The 14294-nt window shown below is 62.4% G+C and carries 11 protein-coding genes and 2 pseudogenes; 5 read left to right on the forward strand and 8 right to left on the reverse strand.

The window, feature by feature from the left end; genetic code table 11:
• Positions 1–105: 105 nt before the first annotated feature.
• Positions 106–1524, forward strand: a complete 1419-nt coding sequence (locus tag ACQUQR_RS15345) for an FAD-dependent oxidoreductase (RefSeq protein ID WP_435197393.1) — start codon at positions 106–108, stop codon at positions 1522–1524.
• A gap of 15 nt (positions 1525–1539) precedes the next feature.
• Here the strand turns inward: ACQUQR_RS15345 and ACQUQR_RS15350 are convergent, their stop codons facing one another.
• The 3 genes and pseudogenes from ACQUQR_RS15350 to ACQUQR_RS15360 form a co-directional block, all read right to left on the reverse strand.
• On the reverse strand, positions 1540–2142 hold the full coding sequence (locus ACQUQR_RS15350) for a helix-turn-helix domain-containing protein (protein WP_435197394.1): 603 nt from the start codon (positions 2140–2142) through the stop codon (positions 1540–1542).
• A 469-nt stretch (positions 2143–2611) separates the two neighbouring features.
• Positions 2612–2866 (reverse strand): hypothetical protein, encoded by a 255-nt coding sequence (locus ACQUQR_RS15355; protein ID WP_435197395.1) that lies wholly within the window; start codon positions 2864–2866, stop codon positions 2612–2614.
• A gap of 340 nt (positions 2867–3206) precedes the next feature.
• Positions 3207–3650, reverse strand: a pseudogene (locus tag ACQUQR_RS15360) (RNA-guided endonuclease InsQ/TnpB family protein); the annotation flags it as partial.
• 218 nt (positions 3651–3868) lie between these two features.
• Between ACQUQR_RS15360 and ACQUQR_RS15365 the strand changes: the two are divergent.
• A complete protein-coding gene (locus tag ACQUQR_RS15365) occupies positions 3869–4279 on the forward strand; it encodes a helix-turn-helix domain-containing protein (protein ID WP_435197396.1) in 411 nt (136 codons plus the stop codon).
• 74 nt (positions 4280–4353) lie between these two features.
• Here ACQUQR_RS15365 and ACQUQR_RS15370 read toward each other — a convergent pair whose 3' ends face one another.
• The 3 genes from ACQUQR_RS15370 to ACQUQR_RS15380 form a co-directional block, all read right to left on the reverse strand.
• Positions 4354–4677, reverse strand: a complete 324-nt coding sequence (locus tag ACQUQR_RS15370; protein ID WP_435197397.1) for a hypothetical protein — start codon at positions 4675–4677, stop codon at positions 4354–4356.
• 688 nt (positions 4678–5365) lie between these two features.
• The gene (locus ACQUQR_RS15375; RefSeq protein WP_435197398.1) at positions 5366–6580 is read right to left on the reverse strand and encodes a Cdc6/Cdc18 family protein; all 1215 of its coding nucleotides are present in this window, start codon (positions 6578–6580) and stop codon (positions 5366–5368) included.
• Between the two features lie 1186 nt (positions 6581–7766).
• Entirely contained in the window at positions 7767–8051 is a 285-nt protein-coding gene (locus tag ACQUQR_RS15380; protein ID WP_435197399.1) for an adenylate/guanylate cyclase domain-containing protein, read from the reverse strand.
• 301 nt (positions 8052–8352) lie between these two features.
• Here ACQUQR_RS15380 and ACQUQR_RS15385 point away from each other — a divergent pair.
• Together ACQUQR_RS15385 and gfo6 are read left to right on the forward strand one after the other, a co-directional pair.
• Positions 8353–8535, forward strand: a pseudogene (locus ACQUQR_RS15385) (AAA family ATPase); the annotation flags it as partial.
• A gap of 479 nt (positions 8536–9014) precedes the next feature.
• Complete coding sequence (gene gfo6, locus ACQUQR_RS15390; RefSeq protein WP_435197400.1) at positions 9015–10106, forward strand: D-xylose 1-dehydrogenase Gfo6; 1092 nt, start codon at positions 9015–9017, stop codon at positions 10104–10106.
• Between the two features lie 57 nt (positions 10107–10163).
• On the opposite strand, the gene ACQUQR_RS15395 is transcribed toward gfo6, so the two are convergent.
• Positions 10164–11639, reverse strand: coding sequence for an aldehyde dehydrogenase family protein (locus tag ACQUQR_RS15395; RefSeq protein WP_435197401.1), 1476 nt, complete (start codon positions 11637–11639; stop codon positions 10164–10166).
• Positions 11640–11810: 171 nt separating this feature from the next.
• Here ACQUQR_RS15395 and ACQUQR_RS15400 point away from each other — a divergent pair, with 171 nt between their 5' ends.
• Entirely contained in the window at positions 11811–12707 is an 897-nt protein-coding gene (locus ACQUQR_RS15400; RefSeq protein ID WP_435197402.1) for a dihydrodipicolinate synthase family protein, read from the forward strand.
• Positions 12708–12880: 173 nt separating this feature from the next.
• On the opposite strand, the gene ACQUQR_RS15405 is transcribed toward ACQUQR_RS15400, so the two are convergent.
• Positions 12881–14236: an ABC transporter substrate-binding protein gene (locus tag ACQUQR_RS15405; protein ID WP_435197403.1), complete on the reverse strand. Its 1356-nt coding sequence runs from the start codon at positions 14234–14236 to the stop codon at positions 12881–12883.
• Positions 14237–14294: the final 58 nt, after the last annotated feature.

Here is a 14294-nt window from a genome sequence, read left to right on the forward strand (position 1 = left end):
CGATTCGATTGCACGGACGCTTTCGACGCTTCGACACCTCCGACACCGGAACCGACTCACACACGCGAGCCGGATTTATAAATCAGCTCTCCGTTGAACCTCCCTATGTCCACGTTCGTCGTCGTTGGTGGGGATGCGGCCGGGATGTCAGCAGCCAGCAAAGCGAAACGCGACGACCCCGAGCTCGACGTCGTCGTCTTCGAGCAGGGCGAATGGGTGTCCTACGGTGCCTGTGGGCTCCCGTACTACATCAAAGGGGAGATCCAGTCGCTGGAGGAGCTCGTCTCCGTCACACCAGAGGAGTTCCGGCAGGAGCGAGACATCGATCTCCGGACGGGTCACGAGGTCGTCGACATCGACCCCTCCGACCGGACCGTCACGGCACGGCACGACGGGGGAGCGGTCGTCCAGGAGTACGATCAGCTGCTCGTGGCGACGGGCTCGGAGGCGGTCACCCCACCGATCGACGGGCTCGATCGGGCAGGTGTCTACACGCTCGGGTCGATGTCCGACGGCAAGGAGCTCCGCGAGTACGTCGGGCGGGCGCGCTCGACCGGGGACCTCCAGCAGCCCGACCGCGGCCCAGCCTGCCAGTTCCTGGAGACGTGCAACGGGCCGGTCGGGATCGTCGGCGGCGGGTACATCGGCGTCGAGATGGCCGAAGCGCTGGCCGCCAACGACTTCGAAGTCCACCTCTTCCAGCGAGGCGACCGAATCCTCAAGCAGTTCAGTACGGCCACCAGCGAGACCGTCCTCGAGCACCTCGGTGCGCAGGACATCGCGGTCTATCTGAACACCGAAGTGCGCGAGCTCGCGGGGAGTGACGCGGTGGAGGCAGTCGTCACCGAGAATGATCGGGTCCCGGTTGAGATGGTCCTCGTAGGGACTGGCGTCCGACCGCGGACGGACCTCGCCGAGGATGCAGGGATCGAACTCGGCGAGACGGGCGCAATCGCGACCGACGCCTACCGGGAGACGAACGTCCCCGACGTGTACGCGGCCGGTGACTGTGCGGAGGCCGAACACGTCGTCACCGGCGACCCGGTGTACGTTCCCCTCGCGCTGACGGCCAACAGACACGGCCGGGCCATCGGCCGGACGGTCGCCGGGGAGCCCACCGAAGGCGGTGGAGTCGCCGGCACGGCGGCCGTCAAGGCGTTCGAGATGGAGGCAGCTCGGACCGGAATCCTCGACCACGACACGGCCCGAGACGCGGGGTTCGAGCCAGTCACGGAAACGATCGAAGCCAAATCCCGCGCCGGATACTACCCCGAGGGCGGAACCGTACAGGTGACACTCACCGTCGACGGGCCCTCCGGTCGCGTCTTAGGCGGGAGTCTCGTCTCCGAGTACGGCGAAGGTGCGGTCCACCGGAGTCACGCACTGGTCGGGGCCGTGACCGAGGGGGTCACGGTCGACGCCCTCTCGAACTACGATCTGGCGTACGCACCGCCGTTCAACACGACGTGGGACCCGGTGCTGACAGCAGCGAAGGTCCTCGAGGGGAAGCGCCGAAGTCGGTGACCCGCCGTCGCGGCGCTACCGCTCGGGGAACGACTCCCAGAAGACCTCCGGCAGCTCGCGATCGGGGTTCTCGTCGAGGTAGTTCCGTTTCGTCAGATTCGCGTCTTCGATGAGGGAGGCCGCCTCGCCGGCCCAGACGTAGAACCCGACCAGCGTCTCCCGGCGCATTCGTTCGAGGTCGACCGAGTGATACACCTTGACGACGCCGCCACCCTCTCGGTTGAGCTCAGACCGTCTGAGCAACCCCAGCTCGACGAGTTTGTTGAGATATCGCGTCACCGTACTTCGGTCGTAGCCGAGCTGTTCGGCGACCTCGTTCGCCGAGAGCGGCCCCTCACCGATAACGCACAGACAGATGTCCAGGCCGGCCTTCGGAAGCCCGAACGCCTGGAGAAGCACCTGTCTCACGTCCGGGGGTTTCACGCTCATATCCACCTCTGTAACCCGCTCCATCGGTTGGTCGTGACAGGACATCGGAGGGTCGTCATTTCCGACCACGAGAACGACGTTGTCACAATCAGAGACGGTGCATTCGTAGATATCGTACCGACCCGAATTCGGGTCGTACTGAACCTCATCACTCTCGTCGTCGGACTGGGTTGTACTTCGATCAGACATCGATAACGTGTACCTCCATTTATATCGACTGTTATGTGGGGCGCCGATAAATACTGGCCTCTCAATCGGCTCGAATCTTCCAATCCGAATCGACGATTACCAGCTCATCGGTATCGAGAGCCAGTAACTCTTCGCCGGTAATCGTTATCCTCGCTCGACCGTCCGGATACGTTCGGACCAGTTCACACGCTGCGAGTCCATTCAGATGGGATTCGATCGTCCCTTCGTCGGTATCGAGCACTGCTGCGAGCGCCGCCGTTGTCGTCGTCTCTCGCTGGTCTGCATTGCTTTCTGTGGCGAGTTGTTCCAGAACGGCTCGTCTCGTTACGGGCATGGTTGCAGGGCGTCTCTGTGTTTCCCGGGATTTACTGCCGGCTGTACCGGAAGTAGCGGGTTGGGAACGAGAGTTCGCTCAGGAAACCGTTCCTCGCTTCGATTCGTATCGATGGGTCGGCTGCTCTGCATGTGACTACTCCTCGACGGTTTGGCCGATATCGAGCGTGTACGCTTCGAATACGTCACGTCCAAACAGAACTGGATACGTCATCTCGGACCGGTCGGTGATGCTGGCTGTGACCGTCCGCCAGCGCCCGTTCAGACAAAGGTCGACGACTTGTGGTGTATCGACGCTGCCGCCCGCTCGCTCGATGGCAAGGCGAGCGATATGCGGAGCGGCCGAGACACCCGCACCCTCCGATTCGGGTGAATTGGAAGAGGCAGTCATTAGCGTTGCTCACGTTCAGATTGGGAAGACCCGTCATTACGTGTTCTGCGAACGTGTAATACAGTTACAACCGCTCTCGACCTGATCCGATAGGACCCACATGTAGGGACTGATGAGCGACCAACAGGCGGAGCCGTCCACATCCGATGGCGGCCGTGTGGAACCCGGTGAAACGGAAACACTCCGAGCTCCAGTCAGCTACCCACGACTTCAGTCGTGGGCTTGGATGGGGTCGCACCGAGTCCCCAGAGCCAATTTAATTATCGGTGGGCGATGGCCCCCGATGTCAGGGCTGGCTGACGGACAGCCCATCCCTGCCAACACATCTGGCTGTCAGGAACTACCAACCTATCCAGGGGCCACCAATAAAACCATTACCCATCGCTGCCGTGTCGGCCTTCCTCCCACGGCTGAAGCCGTGGGCTTCCGGCCTTGCGTCAACTGTGAGTGAGACACATTTGGGCGATCCGGTTCGCGTTCCAGCGACGATGTTCCACGCTGCGTTAGCGTCTCTGTCTACCTCGAACCCACAGGCCAGGCATGAGTGTTCTCGTACCCACAACGGCTTGTCGGTTGTGACGCCATACCGAGCGCATTCTTTGGTGGTTCCGTCAGGGGCAACAGCCACGAAGTGCGCGCCTTCCCGCTCGAACTTGTATTCGAGTATATCGGTGAAGGTGTTCCATGCTGCCGACGCCGTGTTGCGGCTGTTACGCGGCGATTCAACCATCCCTTTCACGTCGAGGGCTTCGACGGCCACCAGATCGTACTCCAGAGCGTAGTAAAATACCGTTTTGTCCCTGTCTACAGTTACTCCTGAACACTCACGAGAGCCTCGGCACACTCGACGAGGTCGTCGACGGTGACTGGCTTCTCATTCATCTACTCGGTGGCTTCTCCCGTACCCTGCTTCAATGCGGCGAGTACATCGGTGACCGTATCGCAATATACTGATTCGTATCTGAGCGAAACGCTTTGCACGCACTACGCGAACTGTGGTGTATGAGTACGTCCGATCATCCGCCAAGCGACCTGGAGTCGGTTCGGGAGCGGCTCAACGTCGTCACCCAGGAGACGCGATTCGCGCTCCTCCAGGACATCCTCGGACACCCGTCGGAACTGCCGACGCTGAAGGAACTCGACTACGTCAACCCGAGCAAGAGCCAGACGACGATTCGCCAGCACCTCCAGCGGCTCGTCGACGCCGGTATCGTCGAGGAAGTGCTCCTGCCCGAGGACCGCCGGAAGAACGACCTCCCGTACAAGTTCTACGGGATCAGCGAGAGTAGTCGGCAGTTCCTCGAGGAACACAAGCTCCTCCGAGCGCAGGTTACCCTCCGAGAGATCTATGATCGAGTGGAGAAGACCGACGACATCAAACGATACGAGACCGCTCCGCGTCCCGAGCGCTGACAGCTCCTTTCTTTCACTTCGCAGATAGGGTGTCACCCTCAACCACCGGCAATCCAACTGAGGCGCTGTTATCTCTACTCGTCGGGGATGACGGGGGCTTTGTACTGAGAGCGGATCTTGTCTCCATCACGCCACTGCCAGTAGTAATAGCGGTTATCGTTGATCTCCTTGATCGTGATCGTCGCCTTCGTCGGGACATCATCGGGAAGATCGTCGGGGCGCTCGTTGATCTCGTCTTCCTCCTCCACTTCGGCAAGGCGGGCCTCGCGCTCGCGATACTCGGCGAGGACCTCGGCATAACGGGCAACGTCTCGGAGCCGCTCCGGAGTCGACTCGTTGAGTGTATTGACGATCTCCGTCGGGAGGTTCGCCGGTGGGGTCGGGGGTTCGTAGGACATCGGCTACTCTCGTGTTAACCAACATGGCCCACGAATCCATAGTTTTGTTGGTTAAGACGAGTGGAGCAACGATGATACAGATCAATATAAAACAGGAGATCGGCTTCCGAGCGAGTAGGGGAGAGATGCTACGGAGCCAGATATCCGAGTGGTATACGGATTGGGCCGAGTGGTATACGGATTGGGTGGCCACTGGTCAGACACCTCATTTCCGGTGAACATGGTTGCTGAATGAACTAAACAAGCATCCACATTCTGTATCAGTTCGGCAGTAGGGATTACAGATCATAGACGATAGCGAGAATGTCCTCAACAGATCAAGTGCTACAATGACCTCGGTGACGGGGGAGAGTAGACGCCAGAGGTCCAGAAAGATAGCGAGAGTCACACCGGCCACCTAACCGTAGTCGTTTACGACACCCATTCCATGGACACACCGCATTTCCGGTGAATAGTCCTGTTTCGGGGTTTGAGAGACGTGGTAATCGCATCTCTCGATAACCGGTTACATCGATTGACACCGCGTTTCCGGTGAAACATCGGCTCGAGGAACGGTCGGCAGAAGGTCCAGGATAAGGGCGTTCAGTGCTCGACTGGGGCGGCTCGCCGGGGAACTCGCCTCGATCGGGGCGGCTCGACGGGGCACTCGCCGTCCGTGTGCCGGGCTACTTCGTGTCTGGGCACCGAGTCACTCGCTGTCCGTCTCCGAGTCGTTGATGTCCTGGAGGACATCGCGAACGACCTCGGCTTCCTCCAGCAGCTGATGTTCCGTGTAGCTTCCCTCCGCGCTCCCGCCGCTCCGGCGGGCCTGCTCGACGACGTCGAGGAACGAGAGCTCCTTCAGGAGGTCACGCACGCGGCGAAGCGAGAGCGCGTCGGTGCCGACCTGCCGGCAGACCTGTTCGTACGTCTCGTAGATTCGGGTCGTCCGGAACGCCTTCTCGTCGGGGTTGTTGAGCGAGAGCAGGGTGAGCGCCTGAAGGACGTGCCGCGAATGGGGCGTCGACCCGCGGATGAGCTCGCGGAAGCGGTCGCTCTCGGCGCGCTGGCGCGCCTGCGTGATGTACTCCTCGTGGACCGTGGTGTCACCCTCGGACTGCGCGATTTCGCCGGCGTACCGGAGGATGTCGATGGCCTTGCGCGCGTCCCCGTGCTCGCGAGCGGCGAGGGCGGCCGCACGCGGGATGACACCGTTGTCGAGCACGCCCTCCCGGAAGGCGTCCCCGCGGGCGGACATGATCTCGTTGAGCTGGCTGGCGTCGTACGGCGGGAAGACGAACTCCCGTTCACAGAGGCTGGATTTCACTCGCTCGTCCATCCGGTCTTTGTACTTGATTTTGTTGCTGATACCGATGACACCGATCTTCGAGGACGTGATCTTCCCCGCCTCGCCGGCTCGCGAGAGCTGCATCAGGATGTCGTCGTCGTCGAGCTTGTCGATCTCGTCGAGGATGACGATGACGACGTCGTACTCGCTGTCGAGGATGGCCCAGAGCCGCTTGTAGTAGGTCGCCGTCGAGATGCCCTTGTCGGGGATGTAGATCTCCGTCGCGTCGGTGTTGAGCTCCGTCGCGATGGTCTGGACGGCCTGCGTCTCGGTCGTGTCCTGCGCGCAGTCGACGTAGGCGAACGCCGCGTTGATGCCTTCCTCTTCGGCGGTCGAGACCAGCCGGTTCGACACGTACTTCGCACACAGCGATTTCCCGGTGCCCGTCTTCCCGTAGATGAGGACGTTGCTCGGGCTCTGCCCGAAGATGGCGGGGTTGACCGCGTTCGCGAGCTGCTTGATCTCCTGGTCGCGACCGACGATCCGACCCTCGTCGGGGAGGTGGTTGATCTCGAGGAGTTCCTTGTTCGCGAAGATGGGGTCCTCCCGGATGAACAGATCGTCGGAGGTGGTCATACTATGGAGACCACGTTTCCGGTGAAATGTCTTGATACTTTCCCCCGGATTCGTCGATGGGGAGTGGTGAGACACACACACCACGTTTCCGGTGAAATGGGGTGCGGAGGTGTGGGGTCTCCAGGGGAAATGGGGGTTGTCGATGAGGGACGCGTGGAGAGCGCCCGGCAAAGCCCCGGTGCGGCACGGTACGGCAACCCCAGAGACGAGAGAGTCGAACGCAAGAGCTCACGTGTAGAGAGTTCAGGGGCGTGATTTCGAGTGAAAACCCGCGGGCGGAACGACTACTGTCGTTCTTATTTCCTTGCTTAGCGACTAGCTTGGAGAGCTATTCACGTCTATAGTACATAAATCTATGTCAGACAACGCCTGCCGAGAGTTGTGGTGGATCGAGAGCTCGTTCACCTCCGGAGCCGGTTTCACCGGAAACGCGGTGTGTGTGCGCGCTCGTCGAACCGGTTCCTATTGTCGAAATTCTTTAGTATCTGCGAGAATATGTTAGTATCCGCGAGAACGTGTGGCTTGTGACGAAGTCCGTCCACCCCTAACCGCCGGGTCGGGTCACTCGAGTTTTCCCGTCCGTCGTCGAGTTTTCCCGTCCGTCGCTTTCTCGTTGATCTCCAGCTTCCCCGTCCGTGACTCCCTCGTCTGCACCATCGCCCGCTCTCTCCCGCATCGCCTTCCCACGCCATCTCCCGTCCACCGCTCGTCACCCACTCGCGACATTTCACCGGAAACGCGGTGTGTGTATCCGACTACCCGATGTCCCGAACACCGGTTGGTGCATGGGTCGATGTCACGAGCTGGCTACCCGTCGATTCTCGTGATTCTCGTGGAAGTTATCACGACGTAATGTGACTGCCAGGTCCTGGAGAACAGCGTAATCCCCACGACCTCCCGAGGCCCTCTCTCGATATTTCACCGGAAACACGGTGTGCGTCTCCGAACCTTAACCAACAATCCGTCCTATACCGTCTCTTGTTGGTTAATCTCTCCTCGAGGACATCCCACGAGTCCCCCCAGAGATGGGTCCCTCGTGCCCCATTGGGGGTCGACAGTTCTGGCTCTGCTTCCACGCCCATGCTCTGTGATTTCACCGGAAACGCGGTGTGTGTCGCCACGAAATCGACACTGGGTGAACAGCTACAGCGGCGGTTCGGTGGTGGCTTAACCAACAAAACTGGCTCTAAACCAATTTGTTGGTTAAATTTTCCCTGCGCGTTCCCGATCCCTCGCCACCCACCCGTTCCCGGTCGTCGCGAAACACCGCGATCATCCCGTCGCCGACGAGTTTGTCGACCGACCCCCCGTAGGACTCGACGACCCGTCTGAAGTCGACGAACATCTCGTCGAGCACCTCCTCGAGCTTCTGGGCACCGTAGAACTCCAGCAGGTTCGTGAAGTTCCGCAAGTCGACGAAGAGCACACTCCCCCAGTCTTCTCGCAACGACTCCGCGTTTTCCCCGTGCATCGATATGTTGGAGACACGTACTGATGTGCTAATAAATATATTCCCGGCGACGGGTTCGCTTTCTACGACCGCGGTCGCCTACACTTTGCTCGCTGCTCTGATAGTTCTTGAGGCTAACTCCCACCGACTCGGCCCGTTCAGTGTGCTGGTGGCTTCCGTTCCGTCGCGTTCTAGAACCCGGAAACCCGGAAGCTACCCCCTTCCGTTTATCAGCTCTCGGGGTGAGTCGCTTCGGTAAGAGCGATTTCACAACGCCCGGGTTCCCGATGCCGACTGGGTTCCCGGTGATGTCGTCCATCGGAACGCGGAGAAGAACCGGCTCCGCGATGCCCTCCAGCCCGTCGTCGACGGCCGCGCCCCGCAGGACGTCTTCCTCGCCGGCCCGTCGGGGGTGGGCAAGACCTGCCTCGCCCGCTTCACGACGGCGAGGCGATGGGTGGGTTCTGAACTCAACTACAATATGATATGTTGTCTAATATTATGAAAACTCAGCTACAATATGATATGTTGTCTAATATTATGAAAATTTTTGCGTTCAGAGGCGGTCACGGCGTCGACACCCTCCTCAGTATCTTGTAAATATTCTACTTGATCGGCGTGTCACTCGTCGTGGCGACGACTGGGGAAGCTCCTGACCGATCTGCTATCCTCGCTGGATGTCCCGTCCTGTGCTGTCCCTTCCCGGTGGTACATACCCGTCTGAAATCGCGGCTGTGGAGCGAACTCCCCTCCTCAGGTAGATCTATATTGTGCAATACGTACAATTTTACCCGTGGAAAAACTCATATTATCTCTCAATAGTATCCTATCTTAAATATGTTTAAAATTGATATTTCTACAGCTATCTCACCGTCATCGGCGGGGTTCGAGCTCCGGGTCTGGCGTCTGTCAGGGAGCACTGGGAGGGAGACCACAGTCGGTGTCGGGGTCGGATTTAATACCCCGTCGCGTCACGAACGAGCCATGAGCGAGCGACTCGACCCGATACTGGATGGTATCACCGCGCGGGACTGGGAGACGGCCGACCTGTCGACGCTCGAGCCGATGCGGTTCGCCGTCATCGGCGTCGGCTGGTTCACGCGCGGCCGGGCGCTCCCCGCGCTCGAGGCCAGCGAGGTGTGTGAGCCCTCCGTCATCGTCACCAGTACGACCGACAAGGCCGAACGCGTCGCGGCGAACGTGGACGGGGACGCCCGCGGCATCACCTACGACGAGTTCCACGACGGGGTCGCGGCCTCGGAGTACGACGCCGTCTACATCGTGACGCCGAACGCGCTTCACCTGGAGTACGTCGAGACGGCCGCCCGACTGGGCAAGCACGTGCTCTGTGAGAAACCGATGGAACGGGACTCAGAGCGCGCCGCGACGCTCCGGGAGACCTGCGCGGAGGCCGGCGTCGAGCTGATGATCGCCTACCGAATGCACACGGAGCCGGCGGTCAGACGCGCCCGCGAGCTCATCGCCGAGGGGATCATCGGCGAGCCCGTCGAGATCCGGGGGACGATGTCACAGCGGCTGCTCGACCGTATCAACCCGGACCCCGACCAGTGGCGGCTCGACGAGGAGCTGGCCGGCGGCGGCGCGCTGTTCGACATCGGGCTCTACCCGCTCAACACCGCCCGGTTCCTCCTCGATGCCGACCCGGTCGCGGTGACCGGCCGCACGCGGAGCACGCACGACGCGTTCGCGGACGTCGACGAGACGGTCTCGTTCACCGTCGCGTTCCCCGACGAGGTGTACGCCTCCTGTTTCGCCAGCCACAACGCCCGGCAGGCCAGCGAGATCCACGTGACGGGCACCGAGGGGAAGGTCGGCATCGAACCGGCGTTCTTCCAGGACCAGCAGCGGTCGCTCCACGTCTCTCGCGGGGACGGGCGCGCGAGCGTGGACGTAACCAAGGTCGACCAGATGTTAGAGGAGTTCGACTACTTCGCACACCACGTCCGGACGGGGACCCCGCTGTACGCCGACGGGGCCCACGGGCTCGTGGACATGCACGCGATGGAGGCGGTCTACGAGGCCGACCGAACCGACCGCTGGGTCACGCTCGACTGACTCGCCACACCGACCGTCTCGAACGCCGAAAATGCCACGCGAGGGTCGTCCCCGGGTTCAGGCGTTGAACCCGTCGTGGAACCCGACGAGTTTCTGCCGGGAGAAGTGCTCGACGGCGTACTTGATCCCCTCCTTCCCGACGCCGCTGTCCTTGAAGCCGCCGTAGGGCATGTGGTCCGCGCGGAACCCGCTCACCGTGTTCACGTTCACGCCGCCGGCGTCGATCTCGTTTGCCGCCCGGCGTCCGCGGTCGATGTCCTGCGTGAAGATGCCGGCTTCGAGCCCGTAGTTCGTGTTGTTCGCCTCCTCGATGGCGGCGTCGAAGTCCGGGACGGTGATGACGGGCACCAGCGGGCCGAACACCTCCTCCTTCGCGGCGGGCATCTCGGGGGTCACCCCGGAGAGCACGGTCGGCTCGAAGGTGCGCGGCCCGAGGTCGCCACCGTAGTTCCCGCCGCACTCGACGGTCGCTCCGGCCTCGACGGTCCGCTCGAAGATGTCGACGACCGTCTCGAACTGGTCGTCGTCGACCATCGACGCGACGTTCGTCTCGGGGTCGAACGGGTCGCCGACGGTCAACTCCTCCGCGGCCGCGACGAGCGCCTCGACCACGTCCCCCTCGATGTGTTCGGGGACGATGACCCGCTCGACGCTGTTGCACACCTGGCCGGCGTTCGAGCAGGCGCCGCCGACCACCTGTGCCGCCGCCTCCTCGATGTCGGTGTCGTCCCAGATGATCGTCGGGTCGTTCCCACCGAGTTCGAGCGTGAGCTCCTTCATGCCGCTGTTGTTGGCCAGATACTTCCCGACGGCGGTGCTCCCGGTGAAGGAGATGGCCTCGACGGCGTCGTGTTCGAGGATGGCGTCACCGGTGGTGCTCCCGCTGCCCGTGACGACGTTGACGAGCCCGGTGGGCGCTCCGACCTCCCGGCAGGCCTCCTCGAGGAACTCGAACAGCTTGAGGCTCACGAGCGGGGTGTTCGACGCCGGCTTCCCGACGACGGCGTTGCCGGCCGCGAGCGCGGGGCCGACCTTGTGGACCATGAGGTTGATGGGGAAGTTGAACGGGGTGATGGCGGCGACGACGCCGAGCGGTTCGTGCTGGGTGAAACAGTGGTCACGGCTGAACCCCCGCTGGGCGTCCATCGGGACGTACTCGCCGAACTGGCGTTTCGCCTCCTCCGCGGACAGCCGCAGCGTCTGGACCGCCCGGTCGACCTCCCCTTTCGACTCGGAGAGGGGTTTCCCCTGCTCGCTCGTCAGGAGGCGGGCGACCGACTCCAGCTCCGCTTCGAGCCGGTCGGCCGTCTTCGAGAGCAGTTCGTACCGCTCGTAGGCGGAGAGGTCAGCGGCCTCCTGTGCCCGTTCGGCGGCCTCGATGGCCTCCACGACCTGCTCACGGCCCGCGAGGGCGATGGACCCGACGCGCGACCCGTCGTACGGGTGGACGACGTCCTGCCGCCCCTCGCCCTCGACCCAGGCACCGTCTATCAGTAGCGCTCCCTCGTACCCGCTGGTAGGCTCTAACTGCATGCTGTTTGAGACGTGCTCACAATGCCTAATAAAATTTCGCCCGTCGCGACGCTCGTGGTACCCCCGGGCACCGCGAGCCGGGCCGAACGCCCGCGCTGGCGACGCTCGTGACGCCGGTGATTCACCGTAATCACCATAACTTATTTCTGGTGTCTTGTACAGAGAAGGGATATGTCACTCTCAGGGGTATACGTCCCCATGGCGACGCCGACCACCGGACGGCGTGGCGAAATAGACGAGCGCGCGCTTCGTGACTACACCCGATTGCTGGTGGACGCCGGGGTCGACGGCCTGTTCCCGTGCGGGTCGATCGGCGAGTTCAGCAGCCTGACCGCGGCCGAACGCGCCAGAACGATCGAGACGGTCGTCGACGCCTCCGGCGACGTGCCCGTCCTCGCCGGCTGTGGCGACACGAGCGCCGGGGCCGTTCTCGAGCATATCGACGCGGCCGACGCGGCCGGGGCGGACGCGGCCGTCGTCGTGACGCCGTACTACCTCCAGACGACGGACGGCGGGGTCGCCGAGTTCTACGCGAACATCGCGGACACCTCGTCGCTCCCCGTCGTTCTCTATCACATCCCGGCGCTCACGAACCAGCGGCTCAGCGTGGAGACGGTCGTCGAGCTCGCGACCCACGAGAACATCATCGGCCTGAAGGACACCTCCGGCGACATGAACTTCGTCTACGAGGTGACCCGGGAGACGCCCGAGGGGTTCGGCGTCCTTCAGGGGTCGACCGAACTCGCGCTCGCCTCGCTCGATGCGGGCTGTGATGGCCTGGTGGCCGGCCCCGCGAACGTCTTCCCGCGGGCGGTCGTCGAGCTCGTCGAGGCGTACCGGTCGGGCGACCGCGGTCGGGCGACGGAGCTCATGAACGAGGTGGTCTCCCCCACCGTGAGCGCGATGGACGACATCCCGACCGCGGCGGCGATCAAGTATCTGGTCAGCCGTTCGATCCGCGGCATCGGCGACCCCATCGTCCCGCTTCCCGAGCTGGACGCCACCCAGAAGCAGGTGCTAGACCGGACGTACCACCGGGTGGCTGAGACGGTCGCGATCGCCGACTGACCCGCTGTTCTCCCTACTCGCCGTTTCCTCTCGCTGTCCGCGCTCGTTTTCCCTTCGCCGTCGCTCACGCCGGTACCGCGCCGCCCGAAAAAAGTGGGTCCTGCTCAGGCGTTGTTGACCTGACGGTTCAGGCGTTGTTGACCTGACGGTTCAGGCGTTGTTGACCTGACGGTTCAGGCGTTGTTGACCTGACGGTCGATCTTCGCCTGCGCGTCGTCGAGTGCTTCCTGTGGGGTCTTCTCCTTGATGAGCGCCTTGTTCGCCTCGTTGAAGACGATGGAGGAGAACGTCGTGTACTGCGGCGAGGCCGGCCGCGCGCTGGTCTGCTGGAGCGCCCCGTAGAACGTCTCCAGAAGCGGGTTCTTCTGGAAGTTCTCCTCGTTGTAGATGTCCTTGCGCACGGGCAGGTAGTTGTGCTCGAGCGCGAGGCGCTTTTGGACCTTCTTCGAGGCCATGTAGGAGGCGAACCGCTGGGCTGCCTCCTTGTTGTCGGAGTACCGGTTGATGAAGACGTTCCACCCGCCGAGACAGGAGTTGTTCGCGTCGGGATGGCCCTCCGCTTTGGGCATCTTCACGACGTCGAACTTCCCCTGGACCGGGGAGTCCTCTGCGTTCATCAGGCCGACCGCGTATGGCCAGTTCCGCATGAACAGCGTGTTCCCCTGCTGGAACGTCTGGCGGTTCTGGTCCGTACTACTCGCCGGCACGGACTCCGGCGTGACGCCGTAGTCGTGGATGAGGGCACGGGCATGAGCGAGCGCGCGAACGCCCTTCTCGGAGTTCACGACCAGTTTGCCGTCCTTGCGGACGCCGCCACCCATCCCCCACAGCCAGTTGAGCCACATGATGGTGAGCCCCTCGTTGGCGCCCCCCTGCCAGATGTAGCCGTTGTTGATCTCGTCGTCTCGCTTCAGGATGTCCTGTGCGATGTTGACGACCTCCATGTAGGTCTTCGGCGGTTCGTAGCCGTACTCCTCGAGTTTGTCCGACCGATAGTAGAACGCGTTCGCGTCGGTGAAAAGCGGCATCCCGACGAGCGAGCCGTCGATGGTGACGGCGTCGACCGGCGTATCGAGCATCGCGTCGGTGTGGTTCTGTGGGTCGTTCACCGGCTCGATCCAGTTGTTCTTTGCGAACTCCGCCGGCCAGATGACGTCCATCATCCCGTTGTCGAAGTCGGACGACTGCGAGACGAACTGGTTGACGAAGTACTTCCGCGTCGAGGAGGACTCCGCCGTCGTCGTCTGCGTCGTCGCCTCGACCCCGGAGACGTCCTCGTTGAACATCGGGACGATGTCCTCGCTGAAGACCCCCGAGTACCCCGGCGCGACGAACTTGATCTTCGTGGTGCCGCCGCCACCGCCACCGCCACCGCCGTCGGTGTTGCTGCCACCGCCGCCACCGTTGCCGGTGTCGGTCCCGTTCCCGTCGCTGTTCTGCCCAGTGCACCCTGCCAATCCGACGAGCCCAGCCGCACCCAGTCCTCGGATGAACTGTCTCCTCGGAGCCTGTTGGCTATTGTCTGGCATACGTCGGTCAATTGAGTAATCAAGTGATAAAAGTTTCTGTTACTCCGTCGATGAGTAC

The organism is Natronomonas sp. EA1 (assembly GCF_051195035.1).
Lineage (GTDB): Archaea > Halobacteriota > Halobacteria > Halobacteriales > Haloarculaceae > JBNTJV01.